The organism is Brachybacterium kimchii (genome assembly GCF_023373525.1).
Lineage (GTDB): Bacteria > Actinomycetota > Actinomycetes > Actinomycetales > Dermabacteraceae > Brachybacterium > Brachybacterium kimchii.
In genome coordinates this window covers 933,588-947,264 of the sequence record NZ_CP097218.1, presented here as the reverse complement: position 1 = coordinate 947,264, position 13,677 = coordinate 933,588, and the positions used below count along the sequence as shown (strand labels likewise).

The following is a 13,677-nucleotide window of genomic DNA, read 5'->3' as shown; positions in this document are numbered from 1 at the left end:
CCTCAGGCGGTAGCCCCGCGGGCAGAGAACATGGCGACGCGGCCGACGACGTCCACGCGCACCTCTCGGAAGCGGGCCTCGAGCGCGCGTTGCAGGCCTGCAACGTCGTCGTCGGAGTTGTGGAAGATCCCGACTCGGTTGTAGAAGCGCATGAGCCTGCGGCCGAGCGCATTGTGCTCGACCCCCGAGCCGAGAATCGTGCTGCCGAACAGGACGCCGTCGTCGTCCAGGTGGGGTGCGAGGTGGTCCAGAGCAGCACCCTTGTCGTCCCACGTCCCGGGAAGGCAGTGGAAGAGGTAGTTGACTCCGATGGAGTCGTAGACCGCGACGCTCCCCGGAAGCTCCTCGAGGACGTCTGCCGTGATCGTCTTCGGGTGCAAGGACGCGATGCGCGCGGAGGCGGTCTCGAGGCTGTTGGGGTTCAGGTCCATCAGGGTGATATCTACTCGTGAGCCGCTCCGCGTGTGCTTGAGGAACCAGGCCGTGCCTGGCCCAACGTCCAAGTGCCGCGCCCCCAGGAGGTCCCGGTATTGGGCGAGCATCCTCCTGCTTGGGCACATCCAGGCCAAGGAGTTCGATATCCCCACGACGACGAGGTCGTAGATCAGTAGCGCAGGTCGACTGTAGAACCGGGCGCTACGGCGCATCGTGTTGTCGTGCACGGGCTTTCTGCCTCGATTCTCGCCAGATCGGTTTTCAGGGCGCGTGAGGAAACGATGCCACAGCCGATGCAGCCCGCGATTGCCGGCGCCGTGGCTGAACGCGCTCGACGAGGATCATCGGGCGGCTGCAGGCAAGTTCTGGCGCCTGACGGCAAGGACGCGGATCGCGGCGACCCCGACGGCGCACCCGGTCGCGGAGACGACCAGGTAGAAGCCGATGTCGACGGCTGGGCCTGCGCACATGAGAGCGACGAGGAGCCAGACCATGATGGTGGGTGCGAGGTGCTCGAGAGTCCAGCGCAGGTTCCACTTCAGGTCGAGTGTCTCTGCGTGGGGATCCCATCGGCTCTGGAGGGCGACGCTCGTGTCCCGAACACGGGCCCACAGTTCAGCGGCGAGCACCGCGGACGCGAGCAGCATCCCGATCATCGTGGCCGCCGCCGGGTCGGGCATGGTGAGCATCGGCAGGCCGCCAGCGAGGAGGACCCCGGCCGGATACCGGATCTTGGCCGCGAGCGCACCGAGCGGGCCCGAGAGGTCAGGGAGCTCGCCCAGGAGGGCGCTCCCGCCGGTGGACAGGATGAGCGCGCCTCCGAATACGAGGAAGAAGGGCGCATCACCCAGCGGGATGACGACGGGCAGGGGCAACGTGCGGGTCAGCGCGTAGGCAGCGAAGCCGACGCTCCCAGCGAGCATCAGCAGGTACAGCAGACGGTAGGTCAGGTCGCGCATAGGAGCACTCCTTCGTCGTGGCTCGGTGAGGGCAGCCGCCCCAACGGGGCGGCGCGGGCGTATTGCTCCCTCCAGTGGGCGGGGAACAGGCGGACGGGCATCAGCCTGATCTCCGCCGGGCCGCCAACGAGGCCGCTGGGTGTCTCGGTCAACCCGCGCTCAGCAGGAGCCATGCAAGGCAGGCCAGCATGCCCAGGAGAAAGACGAGGGCGAACACTCGCCAGCCCCCTGCGTTGTTCGGCTGCGGGAAGTTCTGCTCACGGGCAGACTTCACGAGCGACAGAACAGATGCGACACCGCAGAGCAGAGCGCAGACGGCCAGGGAGAGGGCGTTGCGGTCGCCCAGAATGGAGCTGATGACGTTCATGTCTCCTCGATCTCTGGCATCCACGGGATCTCACCGAGAGTTCTCGAGCACCCCGCTCAGCGCGCCGGCGACAGCGTCGTCACCGCGCGACAGGTAGGCGTCGATCATCTCCTCGATCTGCTCGTCCGACAGCTCACTGCGCACGCGCTCGAGCGGCCAGCCGGCAGCAGAGAGGAGATCGACGTCGTCGCTCATCTGCACGCTTCGGGTGCTCACGGTCATGGTTTCCTCCTGTTGATGCGGCTCGCCCCTCCCGGGGCGCAGGACTGGACGGGTGGGACGCTCATCGCGGCCCCATCGGCAAGTAGTACGAGTCGCCGGGCAGATCGGCGCGGATCCGCAGCGCCATGCGCTCGAGCAGATCCCACGACCGCCGGGCGTGGAACCCGCACAGGTACAAGGTGCCGCTGGCGAGGATGACCTTGACCTTCGCGGATGCCGACGGGCAGCGGTCGCAAGCCATCGCCTCCGAAGAGACCGTCGGAGTCTGGCCGAACAGAATGTCCGCCCTCGGCTGCTCGGTTGCGCTGGCGGATGTGCCCGCCCGCGTCTTCGTGGCTGTGCTCATGCCATCCCAGTGGGCGTGCGGGTCGTCCCGCGGGACACGACCGGCGTCGCGGCATCACGCGGCCACCGGTCGGCGCCGCTCAGCGGGCGCTCCCCAGCACGACGAGGAGACATCGATGTCCAAGGCGCCGAGCGCGTCGGCGATCTGCTCGAACGTCTCGGCGGGAAGATCCCTGTTGTGCCTGCCGAGCATCTGGACGAGCCCGCGCTCGTACGTGATCTGCGCGTTCGCCACCAGCTGGTCGCCCTCGTAGATGCCCACCAGCAGGTCTCGGCGCAGACTCGACCTGTAGCTGCGGATGCAGTTGTCCAGCGTCTCGGACCAGGCGGTGAGCGTTGAGGCGTCTCGCGCGACCCGGACGCTCATCGCCCCGATCGTGAGCTTCTCGATCGCCTCTCGGGTGCCCTTATGCCAGGTCTCCCGCTGCTCTTCGGCGTGACGACGGCGCTCCTCCTCACGACGCCGACGGGCCGCCGCCTCCGGATGGTCCGCATCCCATTGGGCCTGCTCGCGCTCGCGGGCTTCCCTGCGCTCTCGCTCCGCGATCTCTCGGGCCTGGCGCGCGATCTCCTGTCGACGAGCCGCATCCGCATCGCGGTCCGCCTTGCCCGCCATCCACTGCTCCCAGGTCTGATGGACCCCAGTGACCTTCTCGTCGGCCTCCTTGTGCCTCAGCTCGATGAGCTCAGCTGCGCGCACCTCCACGGCTGTGCGCTGCCGGTCGTGCGCCTTCTGCGTGACCGTGCGGTACCCGTCGTCGACGAGAGCATCCATGCGGCCGGTGACCAGCTGGTGCAGGTCGTGCAGAGAGCGGATCCTGCCGATCTCGCGTCCCTCCAGCGCGGTCTTCACCGCGGACACGTCGAGGTTCGCCCCGTACCGTGCACAGTCGTAGATCATCCCGCTGACTGCGTCTCCGCCGCCCGCGATCTCTCGCAGGAAGCGCCGCCGGTCGGCCTCGCCGACAGCGCGGATGAGAAGCCTCCACGTGCGCATGTGCACCGAGGTGAAGTAGTAGCCCAGCCGGATCTCCGGTTCTGCCCGGTAGGCGTCGATGATCCAGTCGATCGGCACGAGCCCCCGGAAGGGCATCAGCACCGGGTGGACGGAGAGCTCGGAGTGCTCGACGGCCCGTCCGAGCGGCTTGCGGTAGCTCTTCGCCCCGTACATCTGCCGTGCGACCTGGGCGAAGTCCTCCGCGTCCAGCAGCGTGTGCACGACCGGCCAGGGGGCAGCCCCTTCGGGTTCGAACGTGTCGCGGCCCAGGCGGGCGGCGATCTGCTCGCCCAGCGGAAATCGCTCAGCGATCACCGGGAGAGACCCGACGACGCCGTCGAAGGCCTGTCGGGCGTGGATCCTGGCAGGCCCCGCGAAGTGATCCCTGCGTTCCTCCTCGGAGCCGGCGAACACGTGGCTGGTGAAGTACTGGTGCTTCCTATGCTCGAACACCGTGCGCAGGACGAGCCCGTCCCGGGTGCGCTTCCACGACACCGTGTAGTTCGGCGACCAGTAGGAGTAGCCCTTCCCGCTGGCGCGACGGCCGACGTAGAGCGTGTGACCGCTTTCGACGAATCGCGGCGCTGACTCTCGATCGCGGCGCCGGACGATCTCCACGCTCCGGCGTCCCTTCGGTTCCAAAGCGCCAGCCTCCATGGTGCCGACTTCGGTGTCCTCCGGGCTGGTGGTGCCTTCCTCCCAGACGACCGTGTCGTGCAGACCTTCGATGTTCGTGGCCATGACCCCTCCTGATCTGTGCTCGTGCACAGTCAGTGGGCGAGTGCGGCCGTTCCACGGGACGGATCAGTGTGCGGACTCGCGCACGACCGTCCCCCGGGAGACGAAGCCGTCGTCTTCGACGCGCGCGTACCCCTCGATGACCGCGTTGTCCTCGACGACTGCCCGCTCCCCCAGGTCGGCCCCGTATCCGACCTCGACACCGTTGCCCACGGTCGACCCGTCGCTGATGCTTCCGGCGACGATCGAGAAGTCCCCAACAGTGGCATTGTCCCCGATTCGGGAGTCGTTGCCGGTGACGACCCTCTTGCCGACCGTGGACGATGAGCCGATGGTCGTGCCGGCACCGAGCTGCGAACCCTCCTTGACGACGGCGCGCTCATAGACCACGCAGTCACCTCCGAGCTTCGTGGCCACATGGTCCGTCTCCGGACTCTTCGGCCTGGGGGTGCCCTCGACGAGGGTCTCCTCCCCCACCTCGACTCCGTCCTCGAGCGTCACCGCACCGGTCACTCGAGCGCCCGGGCCGATGCTGGCACCTCCCGTGAAGTCGACAGTGCGCCGCCCGCCGTCGACCTCGGCGCCCTCGCCGACGGACAAGGACCCGTCGATCGAGATGCGGCTGATCTCGGCGTTGTCGCCGATGTCGGTGTCATCGCCGAACCGGCACCGGTCAGAGGTATCGATTGTCGCGCCATCTCCGATCCGCACGTGTCTGCCCCACGAGCTGCGGCCGATGACCCTCGCCCCTTCTCCGATCCGAGCCTGGTCTCCGAAGGCCCCGTGAACCCTGGCCCGGTCCCCCACTTCGCACCCGTCGCCGAGTGAAGAGTCCGCCGAGATCTCGGCGCTCTGGCCGATGATGCACTGCTCGCCGACCGTCACGGAGTGGCGCAGGGCGGTGCGTTCGTCGATCTCGGTGGAGTCTCCGACGTTGACGTCCTGGTCGATGGTGACGTCGGATCCGGTGCGGACGTAGTTGCCGATCGTGACGTCGCTGCGGACGTTGCTGCGAGCACCGATGGTGGTCTCCTGGCAGATCGTGGAGCGGTCTCCGACGGCGACCATGTCCTGCAGTTGAGCGCCGCCTTCGACGGTGACGCTCTCCCCGAGGGTGGATCCGGCGCGCACGGTGGCATCCTCCCAGAGGTGGCTGCCGGCTCCGATGACGACCCCATCCTCGATGACCGCTCCGCGCTCGATGACCGAGTCTGATCCGATCACGACGTTCTCCCCGATCCGCACGTCATCACCGATCGTCACCTCGTCGTCGATGCGCGCGGTGGGGGCGATCTCGACGTCTTCACCGATGGTGGCGCCCAGGCCGATCTGGGGTGACTGAATCTGCACGTCGGCGTCCGTGCGGGTGATGGTCCCGAACTCGCCCTTGTTGCCGGACTCGCCGGTGTCGCGCTTGCGGATCTTCGTGCTCGCCATAGTGGGCTCCTCCTCGTGTGGACACTTCTACTGGAGGAAGTGGGCGGAACCGAGGTGTGGCGGGTCAGCTCCAGGCGGCGGGTTCGACCATGCCGTGGGCCCTCCCGTGGATGGGGATCACGTACTCGACCTCTTCGAGCTTCATAGCCTCGGTGGGCAGGCCGCTGTCTGCCGGCTCGATCAGACCTGCGTGTTCGTGCCACGGGATCATGCTGCGATCGACGTCGCCCCAGGTAACCTGCATCTCGTCCCAGCAGCCGGAGTCTTCGACGTCCGCGACGCTGCCGTCGCTGTGCACCCATCGCAGCCCTCGGAGAGAGTCCTCAGGTCGTTCAGGATCGTCGTCGTACTCGGCGGCGATCCCGACCGCGACGGCTTCCTCGGGCGCGCTCTCCACGCCGATGCGACTGAGCTTCTCGAGGACCATCTCGTTGACCCGCACGGACAGGCTTTCGTACGCACGGAAGGCTTCGTTGGACTCCGCCATCAGCGACTTGTAGCGGTCCTCGAAGCTGCCGGCATCCTTCTGCTGCGGGACCTGTACGTTGGCGTCGCTGCGGGTGACGGATCCGAACTGGCCGCCGTTGCCCTGCTCGCCGGTGTCCTTCTTGCGGGTGATCGCTGTGCCCATCTGCCCCTCCTGTGGTGCGTTCACTAGGAGAAGTGGGCGGGTCACTCCTCGTCCCGCTGGTTCCTCGCGATGAGCTCATCAACCCGCTGCTCGCGCCTGCGCCCCTCGGCCACCTCGTGGGCGTGGTCCCGCATCCACTGTTCGTGTCGTTCATCGAGAGCGGCTCGACGAACGTCGGCCTGCAAGCGCTCAAGCATTGCATTAAACGTTTCGTCGTCAACCATTCCCGCCTCCCACAAGACGCGTTTCGTGTCGACACCCTCAAATTTGCGAGGCAGGGCATGCAGCGCATCGGCGACAATGAGGTCATCTGTTGCGAGATAAGCCTCGGGATGCTGAGCATGCACGCGGCGCTGACGACGTTCGATATAGCTGTCGACAGCCAGTGACACGCCGATGATTAGCAAAGCCCCGACAAACCCCCAGATCGCAAGCAACTCTCCGGGGCGGGGCGTGGCTACCGGCACACCAGCGCCGCGAATGAGGGAAATGGACACATTGGCAAGTGTCGGAAGTGAGAACAATACCGAAAGGACAACAGCAAGGGCCGTCGCAGGCTTCAGCCAGCGCCGCATGGGCATTTTTCGTATGAAAGCCCGTCCGTCGCGGTCATCGGGCACCAGATAGAAATAGCGCCCGGACGGGGTTCTCGTCGTGTGCAGAATGATTTTCTTCATCAGACTGTGCCTCCCATCGTGATGGTTTCGCCCTCGAGGTGGGTCGGCATTCCAAGGGAGCCCGGCACGAGATATTCGACCTTGCCGCCGGGCAGATGCGTCGTGTGCAGGAAGACGGTCATCGCGGTGTCCCCGTTCGACGCGCGCTCATGCGCGGTCCTTGCAGCTGGTCTCGAGGCTCTTCAGCAGCGCGTAGTCGTCACGGGTGACGGAGAGCTCGTAGGTGGCGACGACGTGGACGTACTGGGCAGCGTAGCGACACTGGGCTCGATCACTCGGTGCATCCCACGCCCCATACCACTCGGAGATGGAGTCGTCGCTCTTGGACATGTTCGTCGAGGCGTCCACGGCCACGAGATTCGCGGGGTCGTTGGCGAACCTCTCCCGCTTCTCCGCGCTCCACCCGCTGGCCCCGGAATACCAGGCAGACCCCAGGGACACGACGTGGTCGATCTGGACCGTCTTGCTGAGGTCCCCGCCGATGGTCTTCCCGGTGTACGGGTCGTGCAGCGTCCCGGCCGAGACCTCGCAGTGGGAGCCGTCCTCATAGGTCACATCGACGAGATCACGAGCGAGAATGTCCGACCTCGTGTCGCACGAGTTCCCGTCGACATCGGCCCAGCGGGCGCCGAAGGCGGAGCGCTCATAGTCATCGGCAGACCGGTCCTGACGCTCGACATCCAGACCGGCGAGCTCCTGCGGGTCGATGACCGCGGGCCCCGCATCCAGCCACTCGGAGTGCTGCACCTCCTCGGCTCGAGCCGGTGCAGGCAGGCCCTCGCGGATCCTTTCGATGACCTCGTGCACCTCGGCGCGATGATGCGTGTACAGCAGGAACAGCACGACGATGCCTCCGGCCAGCAGCAAGAGGGTCCTGGTGCGAGCGAGCCGGGGGTGCTGCTTCTTGTTGCTCATGGCTCCCCAGTGGGCGACCGATGAGTCTCACGGGACGGCTGGGTGGCGCCGCGCCGTCACCGGGACACGTAGCCGTCCTCGCCGTCGGCCTCGAAGCATGCGGCCAGCTTCGGGAAGTCCCGCTCCATCTCGTCGCGGGTCAGGTCGTCGAGCCGTCGCTTCTCCTCCAGGGCCGTCGTGCCGTGCTTCTCGGCGAGGGCCTTCGCGATCGTCGGCCGCATGCGTGCTCGCGCATCCGCTCGAGCCTGCTGGTCCTGCCGGAGCGCCACGGACTCCGGCGTCACGTCACCGGCGGTCCTCTGGAGGTTGATGGAGTCGCCGATGCCGCGAGACCACTCCCGTTCGGCGTCCTTCTCCGTGGAGATCACCAGCCGGAGCACGCCGGCCTCACCGAGGTCCTCTTCGAAGCGCAGCGGGCGCCCGTTCTTCGTCGCGGCCAGGGCAAGCTTCTCCTCGCGCTTGCGGGCGCGCTTCTCCGCGGGAGTCAGCTTCGCCCACGACTCCTTCTCCGCTCTTTCCTTCTGAGACGCGAGCTCCTCGGGGGTGAACATCTTCGTCGGCAGGCTTCGAGAGTCGCCGATCGGTGCCGACGGGTAGCAGGTCGTGCATGCGCGATGTCCCGCGTCCTGCACGATCGTGCCCTCGTCGGCGCCGGAGTACTGGGTCATCCACGCGAACCTGGTCGATGGCCGGCACGTCGAACAACTCGTGGACGAGTGGACGTGACCGTTCGCGTTCGACACCAGGAAGGCGCGGTTCCATCCGCCCCGGATGCGGAACGCCTCCTCGAGGCCGTCGACCTGCTGCCGGGCATGGTCCACGTCGTCCTGGGACTTCTCCGTGTCGCGCAGGGGCTGGCGGATCCGTGCACCGGTCGCCTCCGATGCTGCACCACCATCGGCCAGCATCACCCATTCGTGTGCGGCCTGGAGCGTCTGCTCGTCGCTCTTGCCCCAGTGCCCTCCTGGCTTCTTGCTGTCGCCGATCGCGCGGTGCAGCGCGTCGAGACGGGACCGATGCTGCGAGCGGGCCTTCGCCAGCTTCTTCGCGGCTGCCTCCGCGTGCTCGTCGAACTCGACAGGGTCTGCGGTGCGCACGTCGAACCCGAACTTGTCCACGAGGTCCGGACCGATGTCGAGCGCCACCTTCACGTCAGCGTCTCCACGGACGACGGTTCCGAACTCGCCCCGGTTGCCCCTCTCCCCCGTGTCTCGCTTGCGGACCTTCGAGCCGCCAGCCATCGCACCCTCCCCCATCGTGTCTCTGCGTAGGGAAGTGGGCGGGAGAGACTGTCACAGGACATCTCTGGGCCTACTCCCCCGCGCCTGCCGAGGGTGTGGGGTCGCGGCGGTACGTCTTCCTGCCCAGATGGGCGTCCTCTACGAAGTGCAGTCCGGGGATGTCGCGCTGGTACGCGGTCTCGAGCTCAGGAACCGATGTCTCGAGGACGATCGGAATCCGATGGCGGTCCGCGGCCGAGAGGATCGTCGGCAGCAGCTTCTCGCGCAGTACCTTCCCGGCCCCGGAGCCCGGCTGTGCGGAGGCATGGTCCTGGATCAGCCACGATCGCTTCGTCGCGGCGACGGCAAGCACGGCCGTGCGCTCGACATCAAGGTAGTAGCGCGAGTGCGGGCTGGCGATCATGACGGCGTAGACCGGAACCAGCAACGGGGACATGATCAGCCCACAGGCAGCGAAGAGACTGTTCCGAATCGCGGCACGCAGCCTCCGCTTCGACCATGAGCGCGTCGTGCCATGGACCCAGCCGCGCACCTGCCAGAAGTACACGCGGCCGCAGTCACGCCACGTGGCAAGGACTGTTCCGGGGATGTCGACCGGGGCGGCCGGCACACGGTCTCGGGTGTTCATCTGGTCATCCTGTCGAAGTTCAGGCCGCGCGATCGGCGAACACGCGGCGATGGGACGTGGCCCCGGTGACGAGCATGCGGCGCAGCCTGCCCAGGCGGACCTGGAACGCGGCGGCGTCCTCAGTTGACCACGGGGTCCGCTGCTCCTGGACCCTCGCTTCCAGCAGCAGCTGCACAAGATCCACCGGCGCCAAGAGCGTGTTCCCCGGGTCCCTGCTGTGCGGCACGGCGACGATTCCACTGGTGGCGTGGATGACCGTGAGGACCTGGACATCACCCCACCCCATCTGTCCCAGCGCTTCCGCTGCGGCAGGCATCGCGCTCGCTCTTACTGTCCCGTCCTGGGTCAGCACCGTCTCCGCTGAGACCTGACGGTACGTGCCTCCCTTCCATGCCTTCGAGTCGATGATGAACACGCGGTGCCCGATCATGACGACGTGGTCGATGTCGGCGCGCTCCGACCCGGGGAAGCGCAGCGAGTGCAAAATGGCGACCCTGCTGATCCCGTCGAGCCAGGTCTCCAGCAGTTCAGCGGTGCGCTTCTCCCCCGCGACCCCGACAGCCTCGGCCCCTCCGAAGGCCTTCGCGTCCGCCAGATTGCCGCCGACGCACCCGTGCTCGTGGAAGGGTGTGAACCCCGCGTCGGGAACCTCGGCGACGCGCGAGGGAGGGATGGTCGTATCCGGGCGGGCCACGACCCCTGCCGTGAGCGCGCAGCCCAGTGCCGCGGCGATGAGGGCTGCCGCCAGCGGTGCCCACGCGAGGAGCATGCTGGCGATGGTCACGACACCGGCGGCGAGCACCACGAGGAGCATCAGACGGAGGCGGCGGGAACGGCGCACGTGCTCGAGGTGAACCGGATCCACAGACCCCTTGGCCATGAGGTGGTCGGTGGCGGCGACGCGATCCGCTGTGGTGCCCTCCCGCAAGGTCTGGCGCACGCGGCGCAGCTGTTCGACCGTGCGGGAGTCGGGATGGGTCGCAGCAAGGGTCCGGGTGGGCACCTGGGCCACGGTGCGCTCGCGCACGGGCTCCGGCAGGTCGACCCCCTGCGGTCTCCGCACCTCGACAGCGGTGGGCTCCGGGAGGCTCGACAGCACCGCCAGCTCGCGGATGCACAAGGGGACGGCAGCCAGAAGCCCGGCGGCGGGTGCGACGGCAGGGCCCAAGAAGTGCCCTGCGACCACTGCTCCGATGCTGGCCGCGGCGAGGAGGACGCCGATCAGGACGGGGGCGGGCAGTGGCCTGGCCGTGTGCATTCTGTCGTCCTCCCGAGAGCCGTGTGTCCTCTCCAGTGGGCGGAGGAGTGGGTCACGTGTTCGCGAAGGCCCCGAGGAGGGAGCTCACGGCGCCGAGCAGGAGAAGTGCGGACGCGAACGCTGGCGTGTCCTCGGAGCGGATGGTGCGGACGGCGGCGTAGGCGAGGACCACGGCGAGCACCCCGCACAGGAGCGGCAACATCAGGAGGCCGCCATCCGCTCGGGCGCCGTTGCGGGGAGCCGGCGAAGAAGGCACGGGGCCATGTCCATCAGCGAGAGCGGCTGACCCGCGAGGCGAATCCGATCCGCGCGCATGGCGATGCCCGCGGCCTCGAGGACTATGGGGAGCCCGCGATGGCGGTCGTAGTCGCGCACGGCGATCTGGTCGCAGTTCGGGGCATCCCGAAAAGAGCTGGTCGAGACGGTCAGCGGTTCGATCGGCTCACCTGCGACGGCCAAGAAGAGGAGGACCTCGCCGTGCGTCGTCCTGATACTTGCCAGGTCGGCGTTGTGGATGCCGAGCGTGCGGGAGACAGCGGAGACGTCGCGGCAGAGGATGTGCATCGGGGTGCCCTTCGTGCTGGACGGGACTCTTCTCCCGTCTCTCCCCGAAAGCGGGCGACCTCGCGTCCTCACGGGACGGCGCCGGTGCTCGACAGGTTGCGGGTGACCCGTCCGATCCCTTGATCCTGAACCCGGTCGGTGCGCGGTCAGTGCAGTGGGCTGCGTCGAATGCGGTGGATCTCGGCGGCGTGCAGGGCACCGAGGAGGGCGTAGCTGACGACCGCGAGGGCCACGGCGGCGAGCAGCGGGGTCAGATCGCCAGCTGCGCAGGAGAGCGCTCCAGAGAGCACGAAGAGCACGCTGAGGACGATCGCGAAGCCTCGTGCGAGACCGCGGGTGATGGCGCGCGCCTCGCGGATCCTGGTCTGCTTGCTCATGCGCCTGCGCCCCTCGAGTTGGCAAAGGGGGCGTGAGCGGGCAGGAGCCGGGCGGCGAGGTCGAGCTCGGAGACGATGCGTGCGATCGCCGCGTCGGCCTGCTCGAGCAGCTCTTGGCGGACCTCCTCGTCCTGCACCTGCCACGCGTAGATGGGGTCGACGTCGCCCTGGGTGACCATGAGCATGTCGACGGCGACCTGCTTGCGCAGTTGTGCGCGGCCGCCGTTCTCGTCCTCGGATCCCGGGGCCTTGCCCTCGGCGTGGGTCATGTCGTCGTTCACGAGATCAGTCCTTCGGATGGTTGTCGGCGAGGTATCGGTCGATGTGGGCTCGCATCATCGGGATGTGCGCGCTCCGCTCGGGGTGAGCAGCAGCGACCTTCGCGAGCCACGCCGAGAGGCCTTCGAGCGCCTCCCGGGCAGCGGCCTCGCGGACCTGGGCGTCGTGGCGTTCGCGCCAGTCGCGGGCGGCGAGCATCCCGACCGCCCAGTCGGCGAACTCCGGAGGGAACTCCGTGCCGAGCCCGCGCGCGAGGTCGTCCTTCGTCATGTCGGCGGCGTGCTCGTGGAAGCACGTCTCGATCGTGCTCCAGCCGACTCGCAACCGCTCCGGGATCGGATCGCGGCGTACACGCTCGACCTTGTGCACCTCGGTCTCGGTGCTTGTGAGCCCGTCTGCCACGGCACGGGCCTGTGCCTCGGTCGCGTGCTCTCGCCCGGTGCTGGCGAGCTTGCCGTCGCGGAGCTTCCACACCTCCCAGTACGTCTCCCAGGGGTCGTAGCGCTCCACGTCCGCGCTGGTGGTCGCCTCGCCGTGCGTTGCGGTGCTCATCCACGTCTCCTCTTCGCCGCTTCCTGGTCAAACGCACAGTGGGCGGACGGGGCGTCTCGCGGGACCGAGGACTGCCACGTTGCACGGGCCTCTCCGTCGCCGTGCACCGGAGTCATCCGTGGGCATGCGCCTCACGCGGGTCGCCAGTCGGCACAAGGAGGGAGAGCCCCCGCACGATCCCCACCACTCGTTTGTGCAGGCCACCGACCGATTTCCGGGTCGTTCCCCACGGCCCCCACCGGTCCTCCACCCAACAAACGCGCAGGTCCGGGCAGGAACCCCCTCATCCCCTAAATACTTTCTCTATCTCTTAAGAAGAGAAATGTATGTATGTATGAGGGGGATATGTTCTCCGATCTCCCCTATAGGCCTATGGTTCACGCGGCGGGATGTGGGGGATGTAGGAGATCGACGCATGACCTGCGAAGATCGCCCTCCCCAGCAGGTGGGATCACGGCGGACAAGGGTGGGGCAGACTCCACCGCCAGGCCATCACCGCGCTGAGGACCACTCGCTTCTCGTTACCCCGCGTCGCTCTTCCCTTCGGGCGCCGGCCCAGGCAAGAACATCAGAACTATCCTCGCGCACACGACCCAGACCATCGCGGATTGGAAGAGTGCGAGGAGGGTGAGCAGGCACGTGAGGAAGATACCCACGGCGCACAACCCCAGCACCTCGAGGGGAGCCGGGACGGGGGCGGACATCAGAACGCTGCCGATGAACCCCAGGGCGGCGATGCCGACCAGGACCGGGCCGACGGCCCGTGGCGGACGCAGGATCTGACCCCACGATGCGCCCGCGTCCGCAGGGCGTAATGGTGCGCGGCGAGCAGGAATCCTCCAGGCACCAGGATCGCGACGCAGCGCACGCACCTTGCGCAACACGAGGGCGCTGCCCCCTCCGGCTGCTCCGAAGGCGCAGGCAAGAACTCCCGTCGTGGCGGACAGCTGAACGTCCCGCGAGTACATACTCACGGCACCGAACGCGCAGGCTCCAGCCAGGAGAAGACCAGCGAGGGACAAGGCGAGAAGCCCCCTCATGGCATCTCTGCGAGT

At 67.6% G+C, this 13,677-nt stretch carries 19 protein-coding genes; all 19 read right to left on the bottom strand.

Going from position 1 to position 13,677, the window contains the following annotated elements:
• Positions 1–2 precede the first annotated feature (2 nt).
• The gene (locus tag M4486_RS04565; protein ID WP_239201791.1) at positions 3–542 is read right to left on the bottom strand and encodes a methyltransferase; all 540 of its coding nucleotides are present in this window, start codon (positions 540–542) and stop codon (positions 3–5) included.
• A gap of 234 nt (positions 543–776) precedes the next feature.
• Positions 777–1,394 (bottom strand): hypothetical protein, encoded by a 618-nt coding sequence (locus M4486_RS04560; protein WP_239201737.1) that lies wholly within the window; start codon positions 1,392–1,394, stop codon positions 777–779.
• 148 nt (positions 1,395–1,542) lie between these two features.
• Positions 1,543–1,761 (bottom strand): hypothetical protein, encoded by a 219-nt coding sequence (locus M4486_RS04555; protein ID WP_239201739.1) that lies wholly within the window; start codon positions 1,759–1,761, stop codon positions 1,543–1,545.
• Positions 1,762–1,791: 30 nt separating this feature from the next.
• Positions 1,792–1,983, bottom strand: a complete 192-nt coding sequence (locus M4486_RS04550; protein ID WP_239201740.1) for a hypothetical protein — start codon at positions 1,981–1,983, stop codon at positions 1,792–1,794.
• 61 nt (positions 1,984–2,044) lie between these two features.
• Positions 2,045–2,329, bottom strand: coding sequence for a DUF7455 domain-containing protein (locus M4486_RS04545; protein ID WP_239201746.1), 285 nt, complete (start codon positions 2,327–2,329; stop codon positions 2,045–2,047).
• A 54-nt stretch (positions 2,330–2,383) separates the two neighbouring features.
• Positions 2,384–4,066: a hypothetical protein gene (locus M4486_RS04540; RefSeq protein ID WP_239201747.1), complete on the bottom strand. Its 1,683-nt coding sequence runs from the start codon at positions 4,064–4,066 to the stop codon at positions 2,384–2,386.
• A gap of 63 nt (positions 4,067–4,129) precedes the next feature.
• A complete protein-coding gene (locus tag M4486_RS04535) occupies positions 4,130–5,500 on the bottom strand; it encodes a hypothetical protein (RefSeq protein ID WP_239201749.1) in 1,371 nt (456 codons plus the stop codon).
• A gap of 64 nt (positions 5,501–5,564) precedes the next feature.
• Entirely contained in the window at positions 5,565–6,131 is a 567-nt protein-coding gene (locus M4486_RS04530; protein WP_239201751.1) for a hypothetical protein, read from the bottom strand.
• A 41-nt stretch (positions 6,132–6,172) separates the two neighbouring features.
• A complete protein-coding gene (locus M4486_RS04525; RefSeq protein ID WP_239201753.1) occupies positions 6,173–6,808 on the bottom strand; it encodes a hypothetical protein in 636 nt (211 codons plus the stop codon).
• Complete coding sequence (locus tag M4486_RS19785; protein WP_255719119.1) at positions 6,808–6,930, bottom strand: hypothetical protein; 123 nt, start codon at positions 6,928–6,930, stop codon at positions 6,808–6,810. Before M4486_RS19785 ends, M4486_RS04525 begins: the two co-directional genes overlap by 1 nt.
• Positions 6,931–6,955: 25 nt before the next feature.
• Positions 6,956–7,723 carry an HNH endonuclease family protein gene (locus M4486_RS04520; RefSeq protein ID WP_239201755.1) on the bottom strand — a complete coding sequence of 256 codons (768 nt, stop codon included), beginning with the start codon at positions 7,721–7,723 and terminating at the stop codon, positions 6,956–6,958.
• Positions 7,724–7,779: 56 nt separating this feature from the next.
• Positions 7,780–8,874 carry a hypothetical protein gene (locus M4486_RS04515; protein ID WP_239201758.1) on the bottom strand — a complete coding sequence of 365 codons (1,095 nt, stop codon included), beginning with the start codon at positions 8,872–8,874 and terminating at the stop codon, positions 7,780–7,782.
• Between the two features lie 160 nt (positions 8,875–9,034).
• Positions 9,035–9,592: a hypothetical protein gene (locus tag M4486_RS04510; protein ID WP_249479947.1), complete on the bottom strand. Its 558-nt coding sequence runs from the start codon at positions 9,590–9,592 to the stop codon at positions 9,035–9,037.
• Between the two features lie 19 nt (positions 9,593–9,611).
• Positions 9,612–10,850, bottom strand: coding sequence for a nuclease-related domain-containing protein (locus tag M4486_RS04505; protein ID WP_239201765.1), 1,239 nt, complete (start codon positions 10,848–10,850; stop codon positions 9,612–9,614).
• 52 nt (positions 10,851–10,902) lie between these two features.
• Entirely contained in the window at positions 10,903–11,052 is a 150-nt protein-coding gene (locus M4486_RS04500) for a hypothetical protein (protein WP_239201766.1), read from the bottom strand.
• Positions 11,052–11,414 (bottom strand): hypothetical protein, encoded by a 363-nt coding sequence (locus M4486_RS04495; protein WP_249479944.1) that lies wholly within the window; start codon positions 11,412–11,414, stop codon positions 11,052–11,054. The genes M4486_RS04500 and M4486_RS04495 overlap by 1 nt, the downstream gene beginning before the upstream one ends.
• 146 nt (positions 11,415–11,560) lie before the next feature.
• Positions 11,561–11,791 (bottom strand): hypothetical protein, encoded by a 231-nt coding sequence (locus M4486_RS04490; protein WP_239203760.1) that lies wholly within the window; start codon positions 11,789–11,791, stop codon positions 11,561–11,563.
• Positions 11,788–12,072: a hypothetical protein gene (locus M4486_RS04485; RefSeq protein WP_249479942.1), complete on the bottom strand. Its 285-nt coding sequence runs from the start codon at positions 12,070–12,072 to the stop codon at positions 11,788–11,790. Before M4486_RS04485 ends, M4486_RS04490 begins: the two co-directional genes overlap by 4 nt.
• A gap of 4 nt (positions 12,073–12,076) precedes the next feature.
• Positions 12,077–12,622 (bottom strand): hypothetical protein, encoded by a 546-nt coding sequence (locus M4486_RS04480; RefSeq protein WP_239203758.1) that lies wholly within the window; start codon positions 12,620–12,622, stop codon positions 12,077–12,079.
• Between the last annotated feature and the right edge of the window lie 1,055 nt (positions 12,623–13,677).

Bases quoted from the DNA above. Each gene is read 5' to 3' on its own strand.
- M4486_RS04565 (WP_239201791.1), bottom strand. From the start codon at position 542: ATGCTCGCCCAATACCGGGACCTCCTGGGGGCGCGGCACTTGGACGTT.
- M4486_RS04560 (WP_239201737.1), bottom strand. From the start codon at position 1,394: ATGCGCGACCTGACCTACCGTCTGCTGTACCTGCTGATGCTCGCTGGG.
- M4486_RS04555 (WP_239201739.1), bottom strand. From the start codon at position 1,761: ATGAACGTCATCAGCTCCATTCTGGGCGACCGCAACGCCCTCTCCCTG.
- M4486_RS04550 (WP_239201740.1), bottom strand. From the start codon at position 1,983: ATGACCGTGAGCACCCGAAGCGTGCAGATGAGCGACGACGTCGATCTC.
- M4486_RS04545 (WP_239201746.1), bottom strand. From the start codon at position 2,329: ATGAGCACAGCCACGAAGACGCGGGCGGGCACATCCGCCAGCGCAACC.
- M4486_RS04540 (WP_239201747.1), bottom strand. From the start codon at position 4,066: ATGGCCACGAACATCGAAGGTCTGCACGACACGGTCGTCTGGGAGGAA.
- M4486_RS04535 (WP_239201749.1), bottom strand. From the start codon at position 5,500: ATGGCGAGCACGAAGATCCGCAAGCGCGACACCGGCGAGTCCGGCAAC.
- M4486_RS04530 (WP_239201751.1), bottom strand. From the start codon at position 6,131: ATGGGCACAGCGATCACCCGCAAGAAGGACACCGGCGAGCAGGGCAAC.
- M4486_RS04525 (WP_239201753.1), bottom strand. From the start codon at position 6,808: ATGAAGAAAATCATTCTGCACACGACGAGAACCCCGTCCGGGCGCTAT.
- M4486_RS19785 (WP_255719119.1), bottom strand. From the start codon at position 6,930: ATGACCGTCTTCCTGCACACGACGCATCTGCCCGGCGGCAAGGTCGAA.
- M4486_RS04520 (WP_239201755.1), bottom strand. From the start codon at position 7,723: ATGAGCAACAAGAAGCAGCACCCCCGGCTCGCTCGCACCAGGACCCTC.
- M4486_RS04510 (WP_249479947.1), bottom strand. From the start codon at position 9,592: ATGAACACCCGAGACCGTGTGCCGGCCGCCCCGGTCGACATCCCCGGA.
- M4486_RS04505 (WP_239201765.1), bottom strand. From the start codon at position 10,850: ATGCACACGGCCAGGCCACTGCCCGCCCCCGTCCTGATCGGCGTCCTC.
- M4486_RS04500 (WP_239201766.1), bottom strand. From the start codon at position 11,052: ATGTTGCCGCTCCTGTGCGGGGTGCTCGCCGTGGTCCTCGCCTACGCC.
- M4486_RS04495 (WP_249479944.1), bottom strand. From the start codon at position 11,414: ATGCACATCCTCTGCCGCGACGTCTCCGCTGTCTCCCGCACGCTCGGC.
- M4486_RS04490 (WP_239203760.1), bottom strand. From the start codon at position 11,791: ATGAGCAAGCAGACCAGGATCCGCGAGGCGCGCGCCATCACCCGCGGT.
- M4486_RS04480 (WP_239203758.1), bottom strand. From the start codon at position 12,622: ATGAGCACCGCAACGCACGGCGAGGCGACCACCAGCGCGGACGTGGAG.